General features: G+C 58.8%; 24 protein-coding genes. 4 read left to right on the top strand and 20 right to left on the bottom strand.

Annotation, left to right across the window (positions count from 1 at the left end; all coding sequences use genetic code 11):
* The first annotated feature begins 61 nt into the window (after positions 1-61).
* On the top strand, positions 62-1,375 hold the full coding sequence (locus H522_RS0100820) for a TrkH family potassium uptake protein (RefSeq protein WP_026960848.1): 1,314 nt from the start codon (positions 62-64) through the stop codon (positions 1,373-1,375).
* 12 nt (positions 1,376-1,387) lie between these two features.
* A complete protein-coding gene (locus H522_RS0100815) occupies positions 1,388-2,113 on the top strand; it encodes a potassium channel family protein (protein WP_051343561.1) in 726 nt (241 codons plus the stop codon).
* 118 nt (positions 2,114-2,231) lie between these two features.
* On the opposite strand, the gene H522_RS0100810 is transcribed toward H522_RS0100815, so the two are convergent.
* The 9 genes from H522_RS0100810 to H522_RS16715 all read right to left on the bottom strand — a co-directional run bounded on the left by H522_RS0100810 (position 2,232) and on the right by H522_RS16715 (position 11,805).
* Positions 2,232-2,867, bottom strand: coding sequence for an MBL fold metallo-hydrolase (locus H522_RS0100810; RefSeq protein WP_026960846.1), 636 nt, complete (start codon positions 2,865-2,867; stop codon positions 2,232-2,234).
* Between the two features lie 94 nt (positions 2,868-2,961).
* Positions 2,962-3,411 carry a D-aminoacyl-tRNA deacylase gene (gene dtd, locus H522_RS0100805; RefSeq protein WP_026960845.1) on the bottom strand — a complete coding sequence of 150 codons (450 nt, stop codon included), beginning with the start codon at positions 3,409-3,411 and terminating at the stop codon, positions 2,962-2,964.
* Between the two features lie 49 nt (positions 3,412-3,460).
* Positions 3,461-5,659, bottom strand: coding sequence for a RelA/SpoT family protein (locus tag H522_RS0100800; protein ID WP_281173053.1), 2,199 nt, complete (start codon positions 5,657-5,659; stop codon positions 3,461-3,463).
* Positions 5,659-6,171 (bottom strand): adenine phosphoribosyltransferase, encoded by a 513-nt coding sequence (locus tag H522_RS0100795; protein WP_026960843.1) that lies wholly within the window; start codon positions 6,169-6,171, stop codon positions 5,659-5,661. The genes H522_RS0100800 and H522_RS0100795 overlap by 1 nt, the downstream gene beginning before the upstream one ends.
* Before the next feature lie 21 nt (positions 6,172-6,192).
* On the bottom strand, positions 6,193-8,193 hold the full coding sequence (recJ, locus tag H522_RS0100790; RefSeq protein ID WP_026960842.1) for a single-stranded-DNA-specific exonuclease RecJ: 2,001 nt from the start codon (positions 8,191-8,193) through the stop codon (positions 6,193-6,195).
* Positions 8,190-9,128, bottom strand: coding sequence for a cation diffusion facilitator family transporter (locus tag H522_RS0100785; RefSeq protein WP_026960841.1), 939 nt, complete (start codon positions 9,126-9,128; stop codon positions 8,190-8,192). The genes recJ and H522_RS0100785 overlap by 4 nt, the downstream gene beginning before the upstream one ends.
* Before the next feature lie 69 nt (positions 9,129-9,197).
* Positions 9,198-10,115, bottom strand: a complete 918-nt coding sequence (gene secF, locus H522_RS0100780; RefSeq protein WP_026960840.1) for a protein translocase subunit SecF — start codon at positions 10,113-10,115, stop codon at positions 9,198-9,200.
* Positions 10,112-11,374, bottom strand: a complete 1,263-nt coding sequence (gene secD, locus H522_RS0100775) for a protein translocase subunit SecD (protein ID WP_026960839.1) — start codon at positions 11,372-11,374, stop codon at positions 10,112-10,114. Before secD ends, secF begins: the two co-directional genes overlap by 4 nt.
* Positions 11,375-11,472: 98 nt before the next feature.
* Positions 11,473-11,805 (bottom strand): post-transcriptional regulator, encoded by a 333-nt coding sequence (locus tag H522_RS16715; RefSeq protein WP_081411739.1) that lies wholly within the window; start codon positions 11,803-11,805, stop codon positions 11,473-11,475.
* Positions 11,806-12,259: 454 nt separating this feature from the next.
* Here H522_RS16715 and spoVB point away from each other — a divergent pair, with 454 nt between their 5' ends.
* The gene (gene spoVB / locus H522_RS0100765) at positions 12,260-13,843 is read left to right on the top strand and encodes a stage V sporulation protein B (protein ID WP_026960838.1); all 1,584 of its coding nucleotides are present in this window, start codon (positions 12,260-12,262) and stop codon (positions 13,841-13,843) included.
* Here spoVB and H522_RS0100760 read toward each other — a convergent pair.
* Positions 13,739-14,545 (bottom strand): DUF421 domain-containing protein, encoded by an 807-nt coding sequence (locus tag H522_RS0100760; protein WP_026960837.1) that lies wholly within the window; start codon positions 14,543-14,545, stop codon positions 13,739-13,741. The two genes, spoVB and H522_RS0100760, sit on opposite strands and share 105 nt — an antisense overlap.
* 62 nt (positions 14,546-14,607) lie before the next feature.
* Positions 14,608-16,311 (bottom strand): sensor domain-containing diguanylate cyclase, encoded by a 1,704-nt coding sequence (locus H522_RS16710; RefSeq protein WP_051343559.1) that lies wholly within the window; start codon positions 16,309-16,311, stop codon positions 14,608-14,610.
* Positions 16,312-16,625: 314 nt separating this feature from the next.
* On the opposite strand from H522_RS16710, the gene H522_RS0100750 reads away from it, so the two are divergent.
* Positions 16,626-16,847, top strand: coding sequence for a TIGR04086 family membrane protein (locus H522_RS0100750; protein WP_026960836.1), 222 nt, complete (start codon positions 16,626-16,628; stop codon positions 16,845-16,847).
* Positions 16,848-16,896: 49 nt separating this feature from the next.
* Here H522_RS0100750 and yajC read toward each other — a convergent pair whose 3' ends face one another.
* The 9 genes from yajC to H522_RS0100705 form a co-directional block, all read right to left on the bottom strand.
* Positions 16,897-17,232: a preprotein translocase subunit YajC gene (yajC, locus tag H522_RS16705; protein WP_051343557.1), complete on the bottom strand. Its 336-nt coding sequence runs from the start codon at positions 17,230-17,232 to the stop codon at positions 16,897-16,899.
* Positions 17,233-17,301: 69 nt separating this feature from the next.
* Positions 17,302-18,423: a tRNA guanosine(34) transglycosylase Tgt gene (tgt, locus tag H522_RS0100740; protein ID WP_035451954.1), complete on the bottom strand. Its 1,122-nt coding sequence runs from the start codon at positions 18,421-18,423 to the stop codon at positions 17,302-17,304.
* The gene (gene queA, locus H522_RS0100735; protein ID WP_026960834.1) at positions 18,420-19,496 is read right to left on the bottom strand and encodes a tRNA preQ1(34) S-adenosylmethionine ribosyltransferase-isomerase QueA; all 1,077 of its coding nucleotides are present in this window, start codon (positions 19,494-19,496) and stop codon (positions 18,420-18,422) included. The genes tgt and queA overlap by 4 nt, the downstream gene beginning before the upstream one ends.
* A gap of 122 nt (positions 19,497-19,618) precedes the next feature.
* Positions 19,619-21,262, bottom strand: a complete 1,644-nt coding sequence (locus H522_RS0100730; RefSeq protein ID WP_026960833.1) for an anti-sigma factor domain-containing protein — start codon at positions 21,260-21,262, stop codon at positions 19,619-19,621.
* 72 nt (positions 21,263-21,334) lie between these two features.
* A complete protein-coding gene (gene sigI, locus H522_RS0100725) occupies positions 21,335-22,078 on the bottom strand; it encodes an RNA polymerase sigma factor SigI (protein WP_026960832.1) in 744 nt (247 codons plus the stop codon).
* Positions 22,079-22,204: 126 nt separating this feature from the next.
* On the bottom strand, positions 22,205-23,254 hold the full coding sequence (ruvB, locus tag H522_RS16700) for a Holliday junction branch migration DNA helicase RuvB (protein ID WP_051343555.1): 1,050 nt from the start codon (positions 23,252-23,254) through the stop codon (positions 22,205-22,207).
* 37 nt (positions 23,255-23,291) lie between these two features.
* Positions 23,292-23,921, bottom strand: a complete 630-nt coding sequence (gene ruvA, locus H522_RS0100715) for a Holliday junction branch migration protein RuvA (RefSeq protein ID WP_026960831.1) — start codon at positions 23,919-23,921, stop codon at positions 23,292-23,294.
* Positions 23,918-24,457, bottom strand: coding sequence for a crossover junction endodeoxyribonuclease RuvC (gene ruvC, locus H522_RS16695; protein ID WP_035451952.1), 540 nt, complete (start codon positions 24,455-24,457; stop codon positions 23,918-23,920). The genes ruvA and ruvC overlap by 4 nt, the downstream gene beginning before the upstream one ends.
* A 278-nt stretch (positions 24,458-24,735) precedes the next feature.
* Positions 24,736-25,155, bottom strand: a complete 420-nt coding sequence (locus tag H522_RS0100705) for a hypothetical protein (RefSeq protein WP_026960830.1) — start codon at positions 25,153-25,155, stop codon at positions 24,736-24,738.
* Positions 25,156-25,238: the final 83 nt, after the last annotated feature.

Genomic DNA, 25,238 nt, shown 5'->3' with positions numbered 1-25,238 from the left:
AGCGACAGCGCCCGAATGAAACGCGGCCAGCGCAACGAAACGTGAACAAGGAGGAAGCCCAGTGAAGTTGCCACGCTTCAGCCCCACCCAGCGGATTGCGCTCAGCTACGCCGGATTTGCTTTACTGGGCGCGATTGTGCTGCTACTGCCCATCTCGCGCCGCGTAGGCGTGAGTTTTACAGACGCCGTGTTTACCGCAGCCAGCGCTTGCTACGTCACGGGGCTGAATACCGTCAACACGGCAACGGCCTGGACTCCCTTTGGCGACGCCGTCATCGCACTGTGGATACAAGTCGGCGGCGCAGGTATCACCCTTATTACCACCACCATCTATCTGCTCATGGGTCGGAAAATCCCCTTTGGGACCCGGGTCTTGATGGCACAGGACCGAAACTTCGGACTGGTCGGCGTGGTCCGCCTGTTTAAGAACATTCTTTACTACAGTTTTACCATCGAAGGCGTGGCCAGCCTATTGCTCGCCCTATACCTGCACTTCGTCTATGGCTACGCTTGGGTGAGAGCCGTGGGTATCGCTGTGTTTCACTGCATCTCCGCCTTTAACAACGCCGGATTCGACATCTGGAGCAACAACCTCGAAGGGTTTCATAATGACGCGTTCGTCGTCCTGCTGACCAGTGTTCTTATCATCCTCGGCGGGCTTGGTTTCGTCGTGCTGGCGGAACTGTACTCGTATCCCGTACGCCGCAAGCTGTCGTTACACACACGGATCGTCCTGCTCATGACGGCCATCCTGCTCGTGGTGGGCACGATGCTCATCTTCGCCTTTGAAGCAAACGCCTCTATGCGGGAGCTGTCCTGGCCGAGCAAAGTCTTGAACGCCTGGTTTATGTCCGTCAGCACGCGCACCGCCGGGTTTGATACCATTCCGGTCGGGTCCATGCGGGAAGTGACCTGGTTTATCATGACCATCCTCATGTTCATCGGGGCTTCGCCCGGTTCCACCGGCGGTGGGATTAAGACGACAACGTTCTACACCCTGATGAAGACCGCCATCGCAACCATCCGCGGCAATCCGGAGATTGTCGTCGGGGAACGCTCCATTCCGTTTGAGATTGCCCATCGCTCGCTGGTGATCTTCTTGTTGTCGATGGGGGTTGTCATGGGCTGCACACTGGTGGATGCCGCGCTGGAACCGGACATCCCGTTGATGAAGGTCCTGTTTGAGGAAGTCTCCGCCTTCGGTACCGTCGGACTGAGCACGGGCATCACCGGGGTGATTGGCACGCCGATGAAATGGGTGATAATCTTTACGATGTACATCGGACGTATCGGCATCTTCACGTTCCTGCTCAGTATCACTCAGCAGGCGCAGTCCAAAGCCAGACACGTTCCAGAAAAGATCTTCATCGGATAGGGGTAGTTCGTCATGGCAAAAAACCGTGGCTTGACGGGAATTGGACCTGGTCGCTTTCTCAATGGGACGAGTCGCCGTCAACCGAAAACCATCGGCATTATTGGTGCTGGCCGCTTTGGCACGGGTGCTGCTCAAGAGCTGCTACGGCACGGTCATAACGTGCTCATCGTTGACCGCGACCCGAGCTGTCTCGAGCAATTGGCCCCGTTATGTCACACCGCGATTGGCAACGCGGAGGATAGTGACTTCCTCGCAGAAGCCGGATTTAAAGATGTCGACGCCGTCATTGTCGCCATCGGCGATAACGAGACAAGTTCCAACCATGCCACCATCAATTGTAAAGACTTCGGCCTCTACGTGGTAGCCAAGGCGACACACCCCACCCACGGCAAGATCCTGGAGCGGTTGGGCGCAGACATGGTGGTGTATCCGGAACATGATTCGGGTGTGCGTATCGCGCGGATGTTAACCCGTTCCGCCGTTCTGGAGATGTTCGAACTGTATGAAGAGGTCTTCATGATGGAGGTAACCGCCGGGGGCGAGCTACTTCATAAGTCCCTTGAGGAATTGAACTTGCCGCGGCGTTTCGGGGTTCAGGTGGTGCTGATTATCCGGGGACGCGAGACCCTTTTTCCCGTCTCCGCCCAGGACGTGATTGAACCGGACGACAAGCTCCTGTTGCTGGGTTCTTCCGAATCACTGCATACCGTCGCAAAACTGGCCGAAAACAGCAAGTGAAACCAGAGCCAACCCTATGGCACGTCCCTTGGGCGCTGGGGCATTCCGCCCAGCGCCCGCGCCAGAAAGTGCTTGTCCGCGTGCGGGGCAATCCCTTAGATGGATTTCCGAAAAGGGGTTAGAGAGAACGCAGGAACGGATTCGTCTTTCGCTCCTTCCCCATCGTCGTCGCCTGCATGTGGCCGGGATAGAGGACCAGGGAATCGTCCAGCTCTAACAGTCGGCGCAATGAATTGGTCATTTCGTCCGCATCCGAGAGTGGCAGGTCCGTGCGGCCGATACTGCCGGCGAACAGGGTGTCGCCAGTCAGTACAAAGTCGTTGCCGACCAAACATACACTGCCCGGCGAGTGACCCGGTGTGTGCCAGACGGTAAACTTCCTTCCGCCTACGGACACCGTGTCTCCGTCCGCAAAAAATCCGTCGGGCGGGGCAAGGGCAGCCGCCGACTGGCCCAACCACAGCCGCGCGTATTCGGGCACGGCCTCCCAGAGTGGCTGATCCGCCGCATGCACAAACGCCGGGACACCGTAGCGGTGCCGGACCGCGTCCACACCGAGCACATGGTCAATGTGTGCGTGCGTGTTCCATACCGCCGTCACACGCCACCCCCGCTTGTCAATGTGGGTGAAGACGGGTTCGAGCGCGGTGTCCCCCGGATCGATAATCACCGCTTCGGCCCCTGCCCGGTCGTCGGCGGCCAACACATAACAATTGGACCCAAACGGGCTGACGACAAACACATCCACGCGCATGGTTCCACCCCCTCGATTGCTCCCGAACATTACGCGTTGCCATTGGCCTCTCCAATTCCCGCTTTCGACGGTGCCCTTTCCATCGCAGCCGAGTTTAAAAACCGCGCCGACTGTCCAACAAGATCGTCACCGGCCCGTCGTTCACCAAGGACACCTGCATCATTGCACCAAATCGGCCGGTTTCCACGTGCAGCCCGAAACGGCGCAGCTCTGCGTTGAACGCTTCGTACAATCGTAGCGCCTTGTCCGGAGGCGCGGCCGCCATATAGTTGGGGCGACGGCCCTTGCGCACATCCCCATAGAGCGTGAACTGAGAGACGGATAGCACCTGGCCCCCCACCGTCTGAACATCGAGGTTCATCTTGCCATCGGCGTCTTCAAAAATGCGCAGATGAGCCACCTTTTCTGCCAAATACGCGGCGTCTTCGTCCTCGTCCTCGACGCCCACGCCCAAAAGGACCACGAGACCATGGTCAATCCGCCCCACCACCTCCTCATCAACCTGAACCGTGGCCGGTCCGGATCGTTGTACGACTGCACGCATGTCACCACCTCCCTGTTCACACGATGACCAACCGTTGCACAAACCTGCTTCATAAAATCACCCGGCGCACGCTTTGCACGTCTTTCAAGCGCTTGAGACGTTCCACCACGGTGCGTAAATGTTCCAAGTTATGGATGCGGACGCTCAGGTGAATGTGCGCAATCCGCCGACTGTCCGCGCGGCCACTCACCGCCGTCACGTCCGTCTTCGTCTCGGCCATCGCGTTCATGACTTCGTTCAGCAGACCGTTGCGGTCGAGGGCCAAAATCTCCAACTCCACGCGGTAGTCCGAATCGGGCGTGGGTGCCCACTCCACCTCCAACATCCGCGCCGCATCCTGACGCAGTTCCTCCACATTGGGACAATCCGTCCGGTGCACCGATACGCCGCGGCCGCGGGTGACAAAGCCGACGATTTCATCCCCGGGCACCGGATTACAACAACGCGCAAACCGCACCAGCAAATTATCGGCACCCTTGACTCGCACACCCGTGTGATTGCGGCGCGAACGCGGAGCAAACTCGCGATTGACCACTTCAATCGCCGCTTCCTGATGGTCCTTGCGGTAGCGCTCCACCAAACGCGTGACCACCTGGACCGGGCTGAGGCCACCGTAACCGACCGCCGCAAATAGGTCTTCCTCGCGCGTGAAGTTAAACTTCTGCAGGATGTCCGCGATGTACGCGGGTGTCATCAGGTCACCCGGGTTTAGGCGCTGGCGCACCAACTCCTTCTCCACCAACTCCCGCCCGCGGCTGATGTTCTCCTCCCGCTTCTCCTTTTTGAACCACTGGCGAATCTTGCTTTTTGCCTGGGAAGATTGTACAATTTTCAGCCAATCGCGGCTTGGCCCGTAGCTGTGCCGTGAGGTCAAGACCTCGACAATGTCGCCCGTTTTCAACTTGTAATCTAACGGGACAATCTTTCCGTTCACCTTGGCGCCGATGCAGCGGTTGCCGATGTCCGTGTGGATACGGTAGGCAAAATCAATCGGGACCGATCCGGCCGGAAGTTCGATGACATCGCCTTTTGGGGTGAACACAAACACTTCGTCGGAGAACAGGTCAATCTTGAGCGTCTCCATGAACTCCTGGGCATCGCGAAAGTCCTGCTGCCACTCGAGAACCTCGCGGAACCAGGCCAGCTTCTGGGCAAACTTGCCCTCTGCCTTTTGGGCGCCTTCTTTGTACACCCAGTGCGCAGCAATCCCATACTCGGCCGTTTGGTGCATCTCCCAGGTGCGAATCTGGATTTCGAGCGGATCGCCATTCGGACCGATGACGGTCGTATGCAAACTCTGATACATGTTCGCCTTTGGCATGGCGATGTAATCCTTAAACCGGCCCGGCATCGGTTTCCACAGGGTGTGAACCACGCCCAAGACGCCGTAACAGTCCTTGATGCTGTCGACAATGACCCGGACCGCGAACAGGTCGTAGATTTCGTTGAACTCCTTATGTTGAGTGACCATCTTCCGGTAAATGCTGTAGATGTGCTTGGCCCGTCCCGAGACCTCCGCTTGGATGTCCAGCTCCTGCAGCCGTTTGCGCAGGATTTGCATCACACCCTCGACGTACTGCTCCCGTTCTTTACGTTTTTGCGCCATCAGGTTGACAATCCGGTAGTACTGCTGTGGGTTCAGATAGCGAAGGGCGGTATCCTCCAGTTCCCACTTCATTGTGTAGATGCCGAGCCGGTGAGCCAACGGAGCAAAAATCTCCAGCGTCTCACGGGCGGTGCGAACCTGCTTTTCGGGAGACTGATAGCGCAGGGTGCGCATGTTATGCAGTCGATCCGCCAGTTTAATCAAGAGGACACGGATGTCCTTGGCCATCGCCATGAACATCTTGCGCAAGTTCTCCGCCTGGTGCTCCTCGCGGGAGTCGAACTTAATCCGCTTGAGTTTCGTCACGCCGTCCACCAGTGCGGCCACCTCGGGCCCGAATTGGCGGACAATATCCTCGCCGGTGACGGAGGTGTCCTCGACCACATCATGCAGGAGTGCGGCCGCCAGGGTGGTCGTGTCCAGGCGCAAATCGGCCAAAATGTCGGCCACCGCTAATGGGTGCGTGATGTACGGATCGCCCGATTTGCGGAACTGGCCGCTGTGCGCCGTTTCCGCCAAGGCATAGGCCCGCCGCACAATATCGAGTTCCTCTGGTTTGGCGTATGTTGCTACTTTCTCGCACAGGTCTTCAATCGACACACGACCACTCCCCCGCCGCACCCATTCCTGCGCCATCGCCATCAGTACTCAACCAACGTCCGTATGGCGATATCCTTGAGCTTGTCCCGGCCCCGCAGGTGGGTCAGCTCAATCAAAAACGCGGCGCCAACCACGTGGCCCCCGAGTTTGCGCACCAGTTCAATCGTGGCCCCGATAGTCCCACCGGTGGCCAAGAGGTCGTCTGCGACCACCACCCGCTGTCCGGGCCGAACCGCGTCCGCATGGATTTCCAAAACGTCTGTGCCGTATTCGAGCTGATACTCGACTTGGACCGTTTTCGCCGGCAGCTTGCCGCGCTTGCGAACCGGGATAAAACCAACGCCCAAGGCATAGGCTAACGGTGCCCCGACCACGTATCCACGCGCCTCAGGGCCCACAATCAGCTCAGCTTGCAACTGCCTCGCAAACGCCGCTAATTCATCAATGGCCTGACGATACCCCGCGCCATTGGCCAAGAGCGGGGTGATATCGCGAAACAGGATTCCGGGCTGTGGGAAATCCGGAATCTCCCGGATATGCGTTCGAATGTCCATACTTTCGCTCCTATCGAAGAATTAGACCGTCCATTGTGTCACAACCCGCAAGTAGCGCTGATAATTGACAGCCTCTCGCAAGTCGCGTGAGGGTGCAGATTCAACAACATGATACGCGTGATTGGACAGCCGGGCAAACCCGAGTTCGACAAATGTATTCAGCATCGTCTCCATCTCATCCGAGCGGTAAACGGGCGTGTCTTGGCCGGCCTCTGCTTGCCGCAAACGACGCCGCGCGCGCAAGAGCCGGTATACCTCCGCAAAGTGTTCACGCGTGAGAATGCGGTTCGAAATCCCAGCCTGCACGATACGCAGCTGCACACGCCGACGCCCCTGCCAGACACTTTCCTCCAGCTCCACAATGGCGGTCAACGTGTCGCCCGGCCGCCACTCGGATACAGCCGCAGGCACATTGAACCAGATCAAGTCTTGCCGGCAGCCAGCCTCAACCACCCGCAATCGGACGTGCCGTCCGCCACCTAAAGGGCGAATCTGTTCAATCCGCGCCGGTCCAATGAAAAACCGCCATACGGGATACTCCGGTCCATAGGGCCCTAAGCGTTCAATCCACTCGCAGAGTTCTAGAGTCACATCCGACAGGGCCAGAAAGTCGTCCGCAGCCGGGCGCGCCGTTTCTTCTGCCGAGTCGGCCCCAGCCTCGGCCTGCCACGACCGGGCGAAGGCGGACAGCTGCTGCTGGATTGCGCCCAGGTTCTCCCGCCGGACGCCACAGCCGACCGCCGCGTCATGGCCGCCAAAGTGATCGAACAACCCGGCGTTTTCCGCCAACGCGGTATGTAAAGGAAACCCGTCCGGGGCCCGGCCGGATCCCCGCAGTAGGTCGTCCCCTTGGTCGGACAAGGCGAGACATGGCCGACCATAAGCCTCGCAGACTTTGGCGGCGATAATCCCGGCGATGCCGATGGACCACGGACCGTGGGTGACGAGAAGACCAGCGCCCGCTTGAATTTGTTCTTCCGCCTGCCGCTTTGCCAGGAGAAACCCCTGTTCCGTCTCCGTCTTGCGAGTCTTGTTCAGGTGTTCAATCGTCTCCGCCAGCGCCATCGCTGTGCCCACATCTTTGGCGAGCAACAGCTGCAGGGCGTGATCCGCCGTGTCCATGCGACCCGCAGCATTCAGGCGAGGGGCAATCCGCCACAACACGTCATCGGCTCGCACTCGGTTCGGATTCAGGCCGGCCCGTTCGCAAAGGGCCAGCCAACCCGGTCTGCGGCAGACGCGCAGCGCTGTCAACCCGTCCCGAACCAGGCGGCGGTTCTCCCCCAGCATCGGCATCACGTCCGCCAACGCCCCGAGCGCCGCCAGTCCAAGCCGATAGGCCTCGCCTTCGTCTCGTTCACGAGAGTCGTCTAGCCCTGCCGCTCCGGTCGCCGCGAACAGGGCCTGGCAGACCTTCCATGCGACCCCGGCTCCGGAGAGCCGTTTGAGGTCCGGACAACTCGCCCGTGACCAATGCACCACAGGCAGCCCGCCCGGCAGGGATTCCTCTCCAGGCTCATGGTGGTCCGTGATGACGACGTCAATCCCTTTTTTCAGGGCGTAGGCAATCGCCGCCGTAGCGCGGATGCCGTTGTCGACCGTCACAATCAACCGGCACCCGGCAGCCAAGGCTCGCTCGACCAGCGTTTCTGACAATCCGTACCCGTCCCGTTCTCGATGTGGCAACAGACACACAGCCTGCGCCCTCAGCTGCTCCAGACCGTCCATGAGAATCGCGCTTGCCGTCACGCCGTCTACATCATAATCGCCCACGATGGCGATCCGCTCGCCGGCCGATACCGCGCGACGTATCCGCTCCACCGCCCGTCCCATGTCGTCAAAGTCGAACGGATTGGAATACGGGATGCGCTCCGGCGCCAGCCAGGCACCGGGATCGGGCTGTTCATCCACGCCCCGTGCGCACAACCACCGCGCCACGCGCACCGGAATCGCCAGTTGCTGGGCTAGGTTCCGGGCACGCTCCGGGCTTACCGCAGCCGTCCGCCACAACGGCGTGGTCATCCGTCTCCTCTCCCCTCTCGATCTCGTCGCGGGTCCTGTGCGTCTTCCGCATAATACGGATTGACGTGGACCAACACGTCCAAGACACGCGGAAATTCGTGCATCAACACCTGCTTGACGTCCGCAGCAATGGCGTGTCCGTGGGCCACCGTGATCTCAGCGTCCACCCCGATTTTCACGTCCACAATCACGTACTGACCGTGATCGCGCACGCGCAGCTCGTCAATCCGCCGCACCCCCGCCACGCGGCGGACACAGGTCTGATAAGGGGTCATTTCCTCACCCTCCAGCACCCGGTCCATCAAAGGTTGAGCCGTTTCCCGCGCCAAATCATACCCCATCTTCAAGACCAAGAGCGCGACCACCGCACCCGCTACCCCATCCATATAGAGGAGTCCGCGGACGCCGGTCTGCTCTCCGACAATCGCCAACACGATGCCGACCAAGGCCGCCAACGAGGCGAATACATCGGAACGGTGATCCACCGCGCTGGCGAGAAGAGATTGGCTGTTCAGCCGCTTACCCAAGCGATGAAAGTACTGATACAAGATCTCCTTGACGACGATAGCGGCTGCGGCCATCCAGGCGGCCGGCGGCGACGGCGGATTAACGGAGGCAAAGAGGGAACGAATGGAGTCGTATCCGACCTGCAAGGCGACCAACACCAGCACCGCCGCCACCACCGCGGAACTGAGCAGTTCCGCCTTACCGTGTCCGTACGGGTGGTCGGCGTCTGGCGGCTTGCGGGCCACGCGTAGCCCCACCATCACCGCCAGGGAACCAAACACGTCTGCCCCCGAATGCACCGCATCCGCCAACAGAGCGCGGCTATCCGCGTTCAAACCAATGACCGCCTTGCTGAGCGTCAGGGCGACGTTGACGACCAGCCCGCTCCAGGCGGCGATTTGTAATTGGCGATCCGCCGGTCTTTGCACCGCGCTCCCTCCAACTAGATCAAGAATGCGCTCCTGTCGGAGCGCACTTATCGCAATCCTCGCGGTCTCTTAGGACGAGCTCTCTGTCGCCTCCGCGGCGGCCCGCTTCATCTGGCGGCCGCGCCAGACCAGCCAAATCGGACTGGCGATAAAAATCGAACTGTAGGCGCCGCTGACCAGGCCAACAATCAGCGCCAAGGTGAAGTTGTGAATCGACTGTCCGCCAAATAGATACAGCATCACAGCGGCGATGAGTACGGTGACGACCGTGTTGATGGAACGCGTCATCGTCTGCCACAGGCTACGGTTCACCAACGCTTTTAGCTCGTCAAACGTTTTTGGCTGCTCGAGTTTCAGGTTCTCGCGAATCCGGTCAAAGATGACAATCGTGTCGTTGATAGAGTACCCGATAATGGTAAGGACCGCCGCCACAAACGTCAAGTCCACCTCCAGCCGGAACATGGCGAACACCGACATTACAATAAATGCGTCGTGCAAGAGTGCGATAATGGCGGCAATCGCAAACCGGTATTCAAACCGGACGGCAAGATACGCCACAATGAACAAGGACGCTATGAGGACGGCCCATACGGCCTTGCGCGACGTCTCTTGGGCCACAAACGGCGACACCGTGGAAATAGCCGCCCCGTGGGAATGCGGAAACTCCTGCTTCTCCAGCCGGCTGATGTCCGCCACCTGCGTCGGTGTCAAGACCTGGGGAAAACGGACAATCGCGGTTTGTCGTCCCTTGCCGGCTACAGTGATGGCGTCCTGCCCGACACTAAGCCCCGCATCGTGCATCATGGCGCGTACCTCATTGATATTCACGGTCTCCCCGAGGTCCATCTGCACCCGTGAACCTGCCTTAAAGTCCGTGCCGAGATTAAATCCCATCGTCAAAAAAACAACCAGGCCAATGACAGTAATGGCTAGCGACAAGGCGAAAAACCAGTTGCGGCGCCCAACGATGTCAAAACGCACCTTCACGGTTTCACCACCCCTCTCGGCGCCCCGTACCACCATGGACGGTGGACTACGCCAGACCGGGTGAGCAAAAGCAGCATCGCGCGACTGAGCAGGACGGCTGTCAACATGCTGATGATGATGCTAATCATGAGCGCCACAGCGAAACCGCGAATGTCCCCTTGACCAAACCAGTACATCACAGCGCCCGCGATAAACGTGGTTGCGTTGGCGTCGACGATAGTACGCAAGGCTCGCTTGTTGCCCGCGATAACCGCTGATTGCAGGCTCTTGCCAGCACGAACCTCGTCTTTCACCCGTTCGTAAGTGATAATGTTGGCGTCGACTGCCATGCCCATGCCAAGCACGAGCGCGGCCAAACCAGATAAGGTTAAGACGACGTGCATCCCAGAGAAGGTGACAAGGGTGAGATACCCATAGGCGACCAAGGCCAAGTCGGCCACCACGCCGGCCAGTCGATAGACGATAATCATAAAGAGGAAGATTAACGCCACGGCCGCGAGACCCGCCCATAGGGTGGCCTTTAAGGACACCATACCGAGAGTCGGCCCCACATTCATGGAGCTAATCAGCTTCAAGGGATACGGAAGGGCCCCGGCGTTGAGTTCTTTTGCCAACTCGGTCGCGCTTTGAACTGTAAAGTTGCCCGACAGCTGCGTCTGTCCGTTGGGGATTTCGCCATCTACCCTAGCAGCCGTCAAGAGTTGCCCATTCAGGAATGTGTAGAGGGTCTTGTTGGTGTATTGCTTCGTAATATCTGCCCACTTTTGCTTGTTCTTGAACGTGAGGTCGACCACGATGTTGCCGTACTCGTCCTGTGCTTCGTGGGCGCTGTTGGGCTGCATGTCTGCCCCGGTAATGAGCGGCTTCGCTTTGGGATCAGGCACCCATTTGCCATTCTTTTGCACGGCACTGCCATAGATCTCAAGCTGGGCGGTTTGGCCAATCACCCGTTCCGCTGTTTGCTGATTGAAATTTCCCGCCAACTCGACGCGGATTTGGTTCCCACTCTCCAACTCAATCACCGGCGAGGCCACACCGAGCGAGTTGACGCGCAGCTGCACCGCTTGCAAGAGCGCTTGTTTTCCAGCTTCCGTCAACGGCTTCCCTTGCGGCGGTTCAATCTTATACAAAAGGTCCATGCCGCCTTGCAAGTCGAGACCGAGACGAATCGTTTTCCAAATATTCATTGAGGTGCCTGCGGTCACGCCGAGAACCATGCAGACAATCGCTAGAAAGCCCAGAAAGCGGCCCCACCTCATCAGTGCCTATCCTCCCCTACCGCGCCGACAAAGGTGTTCGCAAAAGCGCAGTCACCTTTACGAACACCTTCCGTAAAGCGACACGACCTTTAGTATAATCAACCACGCTTACCACCGTCAAACCAACCCGTATCGGCAAACGGGCTGTTCTCTTTCTGCCCCGCCTTAAAGGCATTCAGTGTCGCGTAGTTCATGAACTGGCCGACTTGCAAACCAAGGATGGCTTCCACCATCCGGTGCAACGGCTGCGCCCCTTGCATGCGCTCGCGCACACAGCGCCAGATATCCTCTGCGCTGACCTGCTCATAGCCCAGCAAGCGGAACTCGTCTGCTTTTACTGCGCACAAATTCAGCAAATCTGCTTCGTACTCGTACCATTCCCGAGCCAACGTCCCTGGTTCACGAACGGGCCGGTCCTCCTTCGAAGTCATTCTCGTTCCCCCTACCCCTCACAGGCGCCGCTGTCATCCCTCAACACGCTTTCAAGCAGAGCGGCCGCATCAGCCTTTTACACTTACCATGTTTCGCCGCAATTGAAGCGGATTCCTGCAGCAGAACACGACTAACTCCGTCCCTTCGCGCATACAGATTCCTTTAGGACGTGCCCCGGTCTGTCCCAGGGGGCTTCGATGAAACCAATCTGCTAAGCCCGATATCAGTGGTTGTCCAGAAAGCGTCAGAACTCCGGGACTGTCGCTCGGCCTAAACGGTCTCCGGGCTATCGCCGGCCTGTACGGGATAACAGTCTAGTGGACTTTTGTCCTGGGGACCAGGCCTCGCTGGCGACCAGTGCCCCAATCTGGACGCGTACGATACATGTTTGCCGGGACCTCATCAGGTCCGCCGCTTGGGTCCGTTCCAGTCCGGCAAGGAGGGGTTACGCTCGTGGTTCGCCGATCCTTTTTGCATGGGGCTATGATTCTCATTGCCGCCCAGCTTGTCAATCGCATCCTCGGCTTTGTCTATCGGATCTTTCTCACGCGTCTGATTGGCGCCCAAGGTATTGGCCTGTTTCAGCTGGTCAGCCCCCTCCTGAGCCTCATTCTAACGTTTGTGACGGCCGGCTTGCCGGTTGCCATCTCGAAACTGGTTGCCGAGACCGTCGTGCAGCGGGATAAAGTCCGTACCCTGCGGGTTTTACGAGTGAGTACAGCCGTGATCCTCATGATGGCCGTGGTGTTCACGCTGTTGATGTGGTTTCTCCGCGGCCTTGTCCGGCGTTACTGGCTGACCGATCCGATGGCATACCCGACCTACCTGGCTATGATTCCGATTGTATCCATCATCGCCATCGCCAGCATCTTTCGCGGGTACTTTCAGGGGTTACAGGATATGTCGCCCCCTGCCTGGGCCTCCATCGTCGAGACCATCGTGCGCATCTTGAGCGTCTGGGTACTGGCCGCCTATTTTGTGCACGTCAGCCTAGCGTACGCGGCTGCGGCGGCAATGCTCGGGATGATGTGCGGGGAGTTGGCAGGACTCATCTTTCTCGCCATCCAATACCGACGTCGGGCTCGCGTCTCGGTCCTCTTCGCCGATGCGCCCAACCGTAGCCTGGAGACGACCAAACAAACCCTCTACGCCATCGCGGAAGTCGCCGCCCCTGTCACCTTGAACCGTCTCATTGGTTCTTTGCTGTACGCGGCCGAACCGGTGCTGGTCACGCGTGCGCTGGTCTTGGCCGGTTTCAGCGCGCAAACCGCGACCATGCTGTACGGCCAGTACGGCGGCATGGCCATCCCGCTCTTAGTGTTTCCCACTGTCTTCACAGGCGCCTTGGCCACCACGCTGGTGCCTGCGGTCTCAGAGGCGGCTGCGGACGGCCAACATGGGCGAATCCGCATCCGATTGATGCAGACCTGGAAGGCCACTGCCTTGGTGGGGTTCCCGATGTCGGTCATCCTGACGTTGTTCGCGACACCGCTCTGTCAAGCCATTTACGGAGAACCCGGGGTAGGTCCGATTTTAGCCCTCATGGCTCCCAGTGGATTTCTTCTGTATCTACGTGGACCACTAGCGAGTATCCTGCAGGGACTTAATCACGCGGGAGCGGCGATGCGCAATTCGGTCATCGGCGGGGTTGTCCAACTCATCCTGATGTACCTGCTGGCCGCCCGCCCTGGTCTTGGAATTCTCGGCGTGGCCTTGGCCACGTCGGCGTCCGTCGTCCTGACGACCACGCTGAATTTCATCAGCGTGTATCAGCAAATCGGATTTGCCATCCGGATCGACGATACGGCGAAGATTGCGCTGGCCTCCTTTGGCATGCTGATTGTCCTTGAGCTCCTTCGCCAATCGGAAGCCCCCAACAACACGGGGTCCATCCTGTTAGCCATCGCCATCGGGGGTCTCGTGTATACCTGGCTACTTGGTTCGATGCGAGTCCTCACCACTGTCAACCTCTCCCGCATCCCGCGTATTGGGCCCACTCTGGCGCGCATTCTCAAGTGCTTCCCGTTCACCGTCTGACCTCTGTAGGTCGGGGGCATCGCGGACATCGATATGTAACCGGCCATGACGGTCAATCGCCGCATACATCACATCCTGAATTTGGCCGTAGCCGCGCCGCTTGAGTTCGGATTCCAACCAAGAGCGGTCTTGACCAATCTGCGTTAAGGTTTTGCCGACAATCTGGCCATCCACGACGAGCGGCATAGGCATTCCGACCGGCTCTGCCGCAATCCCCGCGTCGGCCGGTGTCAACGGCTGGCGCTCAGCGCGCGGAAACACGCTTAACTCTCCCGACGTTTCCAAGATGGCAAATTCCACGTCCGCCACATTCGTGAATCCTTTCTCCCGTAACTGAGTCAATAGATCATGCATCGTGTAGCGGGCGCGCGCCATCTCCTTGTCACGAATGTGGCCGTGTTCAATCAGGACGGTCGGTTCCCCTTCAACCCAGTGCCGGAAACGATGGCTTTTTAACTGCAGTACGGCCACCAAGATTTGCAAAACTACGAGTGCCCCGATGCAAAAGACGGATTGAAGCAAAGGAACCTGCGTATCTTCCATGGGAACGGTCGAGAGCTCCGCAATCATGACGGAGACCACAAAGTCGAACACGGAAAGTTGGCCAATCTCTCGCTTGCCCATAAACCGCAGCGCGAGCATGACACACAGATAGAGAACCAAAATCCGGAGAATCAACTGCCAGAGCGGAAGTTCGAGCATCCAAGAGCGCCCCCACCTGCAAACTCCGGCGCCTAAACAATCTGGAACACGGCGCCTGACCATCAGTATGAGTCAAGCGCAGACGGGGTATGAGACGAAAACCGTTGGGGATCGAACTCCGGGGAGTAGACGGCAACACGGTTGCGCCCGCGCCATTTGCCCCCCCAATACAAGGCCAAATCCGCCTTCCTGAGCAAATCGCGGTCACGGCGGCCGTGGTGAGGAAACGTCGCATAGCCGCAGCTTACCGTGATGCCCTCCAGGCGCTGTCCATCGTAATCGACCACATGTCGGCTGACCGACTCTCGAATCCGCTCGAGAATCATGCCGGCCTCCTCCACATCCGCCGGCAAAATGAGGGCAAACTCCTCGCCGCCATAACGCGCGACCAGGGCCTCAGGGCCCGCAAGATCCACCAGGAGGTTGGCGACCGACCGCAGCACCGCATCGCCTGCCAGATGGCCATATGTATCGTTAAATTGCTTAAACAGGTCCACATCCACAATCGCGATGGACAGCGGCAACCCGCGTTCACTGGCGGTCCGCAGCCAGTCGTGCAGGGCCTGGTAGAAAAAGCGGTGGTTGTACAGCCCAGTTACCCCATCACGCCAAGACAACTCCTGAAGCTCCTGATAGAGCTTGGCATTCTCTAACAAAACCGCCACTTGTGCGGCCAAGGCGCTGACGTACTCCAAGGTGCCTCTAAAGGCGGCAATGTTAGCGGCACAACACAGCAGCACCCCATGCGCGTTGCCGCGTGCACGCAGGGGGACCAGCGCCAGACTGCGGAACCGTTGCGGAAGCCCATTGTCCGGCCGCAGCCGAGAGTCCTTTTGGCTATCTGGAATGTATACCGTCCCCGTTTCGTGGGCCACCTGCCAGACCAATCCGCCGTCTTGTTGACGCCACCCGTCCAATCGGTAAAAAACTGAGGTGTCTGTGGGATAAACGGCATTGGGGAGTAAAATTTCTCCCTTCTCATCGAGGGTGAAGATCGCGGTGGAATCCGCGTCGGTCAGTTTCATGGCCAGACGCGCCGCTTCTTCACAGATCCGATCAATATCAAACTCAGCCGCCAATCGGCCGGTCAGTTCATGCACCTGCTGCATCAGCGTCATCCGCCGATACATTCGCAAAAGTTGGCCGAGTAGCACAATGGGCAGGACGGCAACCGCCGAGATGAGCGGACTAATCGACTTGAGCGCCACCATCACGACGTCAAACGGCAAAGCAATTAGATAGGAAATGCCATCCCAACAAGCCACCTCAAGCGCGCTGCTCCAGGAAAGTCGCCCCCACAGCCAAGCGCACACCTGAATGAACAGATGGTTGACCAAAAAGAAACCTACCGCTCCAGCCAGGCCCGCGAAAAACAAGTGCACACCCGCTGCCACGGCGGTACCTGTAGGAGCCAGTATACGAACGATGAACGTTAACACCCAGGTACTGATGGCGTACTGCCCCGCGTTGAAAACCGAGTTCGTCCAGCGCGACCTCCGTGTCGGGATGAAGGGAGCGCACAGCTCGGCGATGACCATCACCCACATCGCTGCCGCACCGCCATAGGCGATGGCCACCCCTATCGGTATGGCGGCAATCAGCGACACCAACATCTTCCCAAGCGGAACCGGCATCGCTTCGAGCAGGGTGGCCATCACAAACCAATACAACAGCAACCACGGAGGAATCGAATGCAACTCTGGAAGTTCGGTACAAGCGAGAAGAAACCCGGCAACCCCAATTCCCCACTGAAATAGTTCAGCCACAGGTATCCGGTTCCTGTTCAAATGCCCTCACCCATTCAAAAGGCGCCCTTCCCACCAGAAGCGCCCTTTTTGTATCTCTCAAAATCGTCGTTGAAATCGGGTATCCTTCAATGTGGCGTTCTCTTTCCTTTTTTAATCCTTACAGACATCCGTTATTTTCTGAGATCGGTATGTCATATTGTACCATGACTTTCATAGAACTTGGGGGACCCGAATAGAGATAGGAGGGACTTGGGAACCTTTGCGAGGTTGTCCCCGGATACGCGCTTTGCATGAAAGGCTGCCTCCCCAACAAGGAGGAGAGAAGAGCACCCATGGGTGAATACCGCTCCATACGGCACTTTCCCGTGCTCTACGGGCTAACCTGGGCATTGGTCATTACCGTCACTGGAACCGTTCTGGCTACCCTATGGTTGCGCTTGATCTACGCCCCGGAAGCACAGCGGGATACAGCCGTTTACGCTATCCGCTGTGCCTCCGTCGTCATCGGAGCATTTACGGGGGCATTGAGGCAGGCTTCGCGCAAGAACGCTTAGACGATGGAGAGGAAACTATCCGTTCTCCCCCGCGCCCGATGCCTCGCACCTATTTGTCATCCGAGCTGGACTCGTCCTCCCCATCGTCGTCGCGCTGCTCGGCGTTGGCAGTCATCGCTTGCGGCGCCTCCTTGACCACGTTGGCAATCGCCTGTGGGACCATCTGAATCGCCACATTCGGGGCCACTTCGACGGTAATCCGTTCTTCCCCGACCTCGGCGACCTTCCCAAAGATCCCAGCCGTTGTCATCACCTCGGCTCCCGGCGATAACTTGCGGATCATCTCAGCCCGACGCTTCTGATTCCGCCTTTGCGGCAGAAACATCAAAAGATAGAAAAGGGCCAGGATGACAATGATAAAAATCAGGGAACTTCCAGACTGCAAATGGACTCATCCTCTCTCCGCGAAGCCCAGTCCAAACCCGAGACCAGGTGCGCGTTCACGAATTGTCAATTATTCATTATACCCATACTGTGTGTAGAATTCCTGCTTGTACTCCAGAAAACGGTCTTCGACAATCGCTTGACGGATGTTGGCCATCGTGTTCAGCAGGAAATACACATTGTGATAACTGGTCAAACGAATCCCAAGCACTTCATCCGCCTTGATGAGGTGACGAATGTAAGCCCGGGAGAACGTTCTACAGACCCGACAACTGCAGTTTTCATCCAAGGGCAGAAAGTCCTGCGCGTATTGGGCGTTACGAATGACGATCCGCCCCTTTGACGTCAGTACTGTGCCGTTGCGCGCGATGCGCGTCGGCAGTACACAGTCGAACATGTCGATGCCCCGCTCCACGCCCTCAAACAGGTCGTCCGGTGAGCCGACACCCATGAGATAGCGGGGCTTATCGGGCGGGAGCAGCGGCGTCGTGGCTTCCAAGATCTCATACATCAAGGGCTTCGGCTCGCCGACACTGAGCCCGCCGACCGCATACCCTGGGAAGTCCAGCTCCAGCAGGGATTCCGCAGCCTGACGGCGCAAGTCTAGGTATACACCGCCTTGGACGATCCCGAACAGGGCTTGCTCGTCCGGACGCCGATGCGCCGCCTTGCAGCGCCTGGCCCAATCCAGGGTGCGTCGCAGCGACGTTTCCAAGTAACTCCGCTCGGCCGGATACGGAGGACATTCGTCAAAAGCCATAATGATATCGGCGCCCAGTTTATTCTCAATCTCCATGACCGTTTCCGGCGAGAAGAACAGGCGACTGCCGTCCAGGTGAGAACGGAAGTGCACGCCTTCATCGCTGATCTTACGCAGGTCGGCCAAACTGAACACCTGAAACCCGCCGCTGTCGGTTAACACGGCGCCCGACCAGCGCATGAACCCATGCAGTCCGCCGGCTTCGGCAACCAGGTTCTCGCCCGGGCGTAGGTGAAGGTGGTACGTATTGGACAGGATAATCCCCGCCCCCATTTCCTCTAGTTCCCAAGGGGCCAGGGTTTTGACCGTCGCCTGCGTTCCGACCGGCATAAATACCGGGGTGTCAATCACCCCATGCGGGGTGTAAAGGCGACCCCTGCGGGCCATCGTCTGGGAGCTCTGGGCGAGGAGCTCAAAACGCACGGGATTCATCGGGCGCCCTCCCCCTTCCACTCGGCCTTGCGCGTAATAAACATCGCGTCGCCAAAACTGAAGAACCGGTACCTCTGCTCTACCGCCTCCGCGTAGACCCGTTTTGTGAACTCGGTACCCATCATGGCCGCGACCAGCATGATGAGCGTGGATTTTGGCAGATGGAAATTTGTAATCAGGGCATCGACGATGCAAAAGCGATACCCGGGATAGATGAAAATATCCGTCTCTCCCGGCCCCGCCTGAACCACACCAGACGCCCCCGCGCTTTCCAAGGTCCGCATCGCCGTGGTCCCCACGGCGATGACACGCCGGCCTTCCGCACGCGCTCGGTTGACCGCCGCAGCCACCGTCTCCGGAACCTCATACACCTCGCTGTGCATCGTGTGTTCCTCCACCCGCTCGGCCTTCACCGGTCGAAACGTCCCGATGCCTACGTGCAGGGTCACGTACTGAATCTCCACACCCTGTTTCGCAATCTCGTCCAACAATCGATGCGTGAAATGCAGGCCTGCGGTGGGGGCCGCCACTGACCCGGGCTGACTGGCATAAACCGTCTGATACCGTTCTCGGTTCGCAAGCGGTGTATGGATGTAAGGGGGGAGCGGCACCTCTCCGACCCGCTCTAAGAACCCGCTCATCGGGCCTTCTACCTCAAACCGCAGCCGCCGCAGTCCACCCTCAGCCACTTCTAAGACTTCTGCACGAACCCCGGTACAGGTGGCGCCCTCTCTGCCTTGGTGGAAAATCAGGCGATTGCCGACATGCAAGCGCTTGGCCGGTCGCGCCAGCGCCCACCACTCGTATTCCGCAACCGGGCGGGACAGCAACAGCTCAACCTTTGCCCCAGTGTCCTCCTTCTCCGCGTACAGTCGAGCTGGCAACACCCGCGAATTGTTCAGTACCAAGACATCGCCAGGGCGCAGATGTTGACCAATCTGCGAAAATCGCGTGTGGACCATCGTCTGCGCCACTGGATCGACCACCAATAAGCGCGACTGTTCCCGATCCTTCAACGGCGTTTGGGCAATCAGTTCTTCTGGCAGCTCGTAATCGAATTCCTCAACCCGCATCGCTATCATCCTTCCTCAAAGGCCACGGGCAACCAATCGAATCCTTATTATACGGGAACCACGTTGTTATCCCAAAAGCCAGATCAAAAAAACCGACCCGCTGGTCGGCGTGGAAAAGTGAATTATTTGGTTGTCTTGCTGCCACCTCTGTCTGACTCTGTGGCGTGCGGCTTGTCTCCGCCCCCATGAGGCCCCGTCTGTGCGCCCCCGTGCTGCCGGAACCGGTCTCGGGTCAGTGGAGGCTGTAGGCTGTGTCCATGCGCCCCCTGAGTACCCCCGGATGCACTGGCCGATGGAAGGCGATTCGAATGCACGTCCGTCCCATTGTCGGTTCTCCCATGCGTGGAACCCACAGAATGACCAGGCGCGGAGTGACCGGAATGGACGGAGGGGGATGCCGCCGCGGGCAGCGGATGGTGTGGCTCATGCGGCTGGTGGGACGCAGTGGCGTGAGACGGGTCTCCATGCGATGAATGCCAAGCCTGGTTCTGCACAGGGGTCCCTTTCTCGTCCGTCTGTGTTCCCCCCTGCGAGCGGCTTGTACCCCCCGAAGCCTCCGTCTGGGTGCCCGAACGCGCGACTGACGCGGCTCCTGGCAATCCGGACGGAGTCCCCGCATCCGTTGCCGCACTGTCTGCGTTCACCTGCACCCAGAAGGTCACGTCGCCGACCTGAATGCGAATTGACTGACCGTCTGAGAAGGCTTTCGAGTCGGCAGCGCCAGCCCCGCCGCCGGACTTTGCCGTCCCAGATGGTACCGCCCCGGCTTGCGCCGATTGATCTCGCGACGGTTTTTGGGTTCCCTTTTTTCCTTTGTGTGCTGCGTCAGGAGCCATGGAGGATGTGGATGACTTTGTCGTTGCACGGTCTCTCCCATTCACGGCAGAGCCACTTGCATTCGCGGTCCCGATGTCATGAGACGTCGAAGGAGATGCGTTCTCCGTCTTCTCCTCGCCTGTCAGAGACCGGAGCAGCGACGCAATTGCCGCGTCGTCACCGTTCTCAAGCGTTGTCAAAAGGGATTTGGAAGCCTTGGCGGCGGCCAGTACATCGGACAGTGTCGGACCCTGCAGGTCTTCCAAAGACACCGGCATTCCTTCTTTGTGGGCTGCCAGGTAAGCCGCTAACTTGCCCGGTGAAAGCTGCGCCTGGTGAGCCGTCTTCCAGACAGTCCGGGACACGTCCAGGGCGTATACGGCCGGATGTAGTTGCTCTGCCTGCGGATTTTCACGAATCGCCGATTCCACGGCGGATAGGGCCACCGTGCGTATATCATCGACGTCGTCATCGGAACCCGCTGGCGCCGCCGAAATTAAGATGGTATCTCCCACCGGCAGCATCTTCCTGTTGACACTCGTCTCGACCAGGTCATCCAACGCTTGTTCAAGCTGCGCGCCACGAACGTGAACCTGCGCCAGGAGCGTGCGCCCAGCGGCATTCAAGGGCGAAGCTTCCATCACCCGCGTATGCTGATCCACCGTCAACGAAACGCTTGGATTCATGTCCAAAGACACGTAGGCATAAGCCCGTTCCGGCGACAACATACGGCCAGCGCCAAAAATTCCGATTCCCAAAAACACAACGGCTGCAACCGCTGCCGCAGCCACTTTATACCAAGCGCGTGTCCACCATGACCTCCGTGCCTGCCAGATGACTTCGGCACCCACCGTCATGCCCTTTTGTCGCGGAATGCGACAGAAATCGCCATCTCGTGTTAACACGATGGCATGCCGATGTGTGATGCCAAGCACAATTCCCCTTGGCATCCGGCTGCCGCCTCCTTTCACCCCAGGAAAGGCCGCCCAGGAAGTGAATCGAACACCACCTCCCGGCATCCCCTAAGAAATGTAATCTTGGAGTGTTCCATAGTCGCCGGACAACAGCAAAATCACGGCGAGGATATACTTTCTCTGTCTTTCCAACGTCTTTCGAGAAACCGACACACGCTCCTGCAGGAGTTTTAAAGGCAAGGCCCGGCGTTCCATCACGTAACGCCGCATTTCCTCATCCTCAACAACCAAACGAGCCACTTCTATGGCGCTTTGGCGCGCATCAGCGTGCTTCGGAGAAATATCAACTAGTTCCTGAAATGACAAACCAAACTCATGCAGTCGTTTTGCGTACTCTTCAATCTCCTGCCGACGGCGCTCTTCCTCTTGCCGTCGTTCATGCGCATCGAGAGAGGTCCGCACCTCAACGTAGTTGATGACGTTATCCCCCTCATCCACTACGTCGAAGTCGGTCCATGGCACGGTGCGTCCGTGCAGCCGCTGCGATCGGAAGTAATCAATTAAGCGCCTGCGGATAACAGTTTCCGCAAACCCGAGGAAGTTGACCTTCTTGGCCGGGTCAAATCGATCTATCGCTTCATTCAACCCCATCAAGGCAATGCTGAACTCGTCATCCTTGTCTGGGTCGATGTAGCGGCGCGATGTCTGAGATGCAATCCGCAGCACAAACGGCACGTACGCCTCAATCAGGTCGTTGCGGGCCTGTTTGTCCCCGGACTGGGCCAATTTGAGCAGCGGGTAGAGACGTTCGGGGTCCTGCGACGTTTTGCGTCGAATGGGGAATCCCCCCACACCTGCCACCTCGCTCTATGTAGATTCGTACCCCGCGGGAGTTTTTGGGGGGCTGGTCGAACACCAGCACCCGATTTGGCAAGAAATCGCGATTTGAGAGGTGGTCCCGAAAGGGGTACACGCACTTTACATCTCGTTTCGGTTCGGTTTTGTTCCTTCCCCCACCTCTGCGCCCCATCGTTCAAGCGGAAGCGTCCTGTGCAGGTGCTCATAGGCGCGCACCGTCACCACCCGTCCACGCGGGGTCCGCTGAATAAAGCCCATTTGAATGAGATAGGGTTCATAGACATCTTCAATGGTGCCCGCTTCTTCGCCTATAGCGGCGGCCAAGGTATCCAGCCCGACCGGACCGCCGTCAAACTTGTCGATGGCGGTGGTCAACAGTTTGTAATCCAACTCATCCAGTCCCAATCGATCTACATGCAGGCGCCCCAACGCTTTGTCGGCCACCTCACGCGTAACCGTGTGCTGTTTATGCACCTGCGCAAAGTCGCGCACGCGCTTGAGCAGCCGATTGGCTACACGCGGCGTTCCGCGACTGCGGCTGGCGATTTCCCGCGCGGCTTCCTCGTCCAATGCCAGTTGCAGAATCCCCGCCGTGCGTAGGACGATTTGAGTCAAATCCTGGACCGAGTAATAATCCAGGTGCGCAATCACCCCAAATCGATCCCGCAGGGGCGCCGACAACAGGCCCGCACGGGTGGTTGCCCCCACCAGCGTGAACGGCGGGAGGTCAAGCCGCACCGAGCGCGCGGTCGGTCCTTTGCCGATGAGAATATCGAGGGCAAAGTCTTCCATGGCGGGATACAACACTTCTTCGACCGCGCGCGGCAAGCGGTGGATTTCATCGATGAACAGGACATCGCCGGGCTGCAGATTCGTGAGCAGGGCAGCCAAATCCCCCGCCCGCTCAATCGCGGGTCCGGATGTAACGCGGATACTGACCCCCAACTCATTCGCGATGATCATCGACAGCGATGTCTTGCCGAGTCCGGGCGGCCCGTACAACAGTACGTGGTCAAGGGCTTCCTGACGTTCCCTGGCCGCCTGAATAAACACCCGCAAGTTGTCCTTAACGGCCTGCTGGCCAATGTAGTCGTCCAAAAAACGTGGGCGCAACGTATCGAGGGCCGCATCCTCGCGGTGCCACTCAGCGGCCACCATGCGTTCCTCCATCCACGTGCCCCCTTCCCTATCGTCCATCCGTTTCCGTTTACGCCCGCACGCCAGCTAAGTGACGCAGACAAGCACGGATAGCTTCCGCCGCGTCAGCCGGCTGGCCTTGCACAAACACCTGAGCCACGGCCTCGGAAGCTTGCCTTTCATTATAACCAAGCCCTATTAGGGCCTCAACGACGTCCATGGCAAGGTCGTCTGCCGGCAGAGTGCCCTTGGATGGAGAACCCGGACTGGATGAGGTTTTCGTACCGGATACCGGAAGGACTGCGGGCACCTTTTCACGCAGCTCCAGGATGATACGTTGCGCGGTCTTCTTTCCGACGCCAGGAAATCGGCACAAGGCGGCCGCGTCTTCCTTGAGCACGGCGGCATAAAACTCGTCCCGCTCCGCCTCGGACAAGATTTGCAAGGCACCTTTCGGGCCGATGCCCGAAACCCCAAGCAAAAGCTCAAACCAATCTCGGTCCTGTTCGTCGAGAAACCCGTACAATTCGTCCGCATCCTCGCGTAGGTGGCGATACGTATAGAGAAAAACATCCTGCCCGAGCCTCACCTGGTGCATGACCGGCGCGGGCACCAGCACCCGGTATCCGATTCCGTGCACATCCACATCGAGATAACTTAACCCGACGTTGTGCACCTTACCGCGCACAAACACAATCATGCTTGCGGCCCCCCTCGCAGGCGGCCCGGCCACCGCTCGGATACCAGACGGAGCGTCAGAGGTGCCGCGTGTGCGTGCGTGATGGCCAGCGCCAGTGCGTCCGCCGCGTCATCCGGGCGCGGCCGCTCAGCCAGGCCCAGTAACATGCGCACCATCTCCTGAACCTGACCTTTCTCCGCCTTGCCGTAACCGACCACCGCTTGCTTGACCTGCATCGGCGTGTACTCCGCGATAGCCAGATTTGCCTCGGCCCCGGCCAGCAGTGCAACCCCCCGCGCCTGACCAACGCTGATGGCCGTTGTGGTGTTACGCCCCATGAACAACTGTTCAATGGCCATGACCTCTGGACCGGTCCGAGCGATAAGGTGATTCAACTCGTGAAAAATGGTTTGCAAGCGTAATGCTGCGGGCGTATGCGGAGGGGTCTCGATGCAACCATAGACCACGGGTTGCAAGCGAGACCCTTCCGCGTCGATGATCCCGTAGCCCATTCGGGCTGTCCCTGGATCAATCCCAAGCACACGTGTCTTGTTCACAGTCTGCCACTCCTACGCCACCACATGGGTGGCGATTATAAGAATCGGTTCTCCTTTGGGAAGCAAAATTCCTACTTGACAAAGGTGCATTAGCAGTAGCCTTACAGACACAGAAAAAAGTTACAGGCGGACCGTTGGTTCGGTCCGCCCGCATTCGTACTAAATCTATCAATATGGCCTCGCCCGATGTGGCTTCGAATGGCTTCACCCGGCGACTTAGGTTGATGTAATCGCAGTGAGCTACGGAGCAGCCCCCCCAAGTTTCAGGCGCGAAATCATTACACGGAGCGCTCACTGCCGGGCCCTGGCACTTCCCGCACGTATACCGGCAAATGGAACCATAACGTCAGACTGTGGTCCAAGCGCCAGCAAGGATGCTCCGCTGCAAAACTGACGACCGCATCCGTTCGTACAGGCCGAACAGCCAACTCACCGCGGCCGTCGCCGTACAGCGTAAGGAAGACCGCCTGACGCTCTGGAGCGTCGGCAATCCACGCGTCCTGAGCCGCCTGCGGCGAAACCGCGGCCCGCTGGTCAAAATCGGTCACCGCCGGCGTATCCGCCCACGCCCGCGGTGCCGCCGCACAGGCTCCCAGGAGAACGGCCGTACCGCCGATGAACACCTGCATCCACATCCGCGCGCACCGGCCACGACCGCTTGCGGCCAGCCCGTGCCCGCGGGCGCGACACCGTGACATGCTCCCACCTCATTTCCTGTCGGTTCAGGTGTAGCATGCCACCCTCGACACCCCTTATGCAGGGTTCTGATTCTGCTTCCCAT

It is taken from the genome of Alicyclobacillus herbarius DSM 13609, from assembly GCF_000430585.1.
Classification (GTDB): domain Bacteria; phylum Bacillota; class Bacilli; order Alicyclobacillales; family Alicyclobacillaceae; genus Alicyclobacillus_G; species Alicyclobacillus_G herbarius.
The sequence above is the reverse complement of the archived record's forward strand: the minus strand, read 5'-3'. Positions and strand labels throughout refer to the sequence as shown.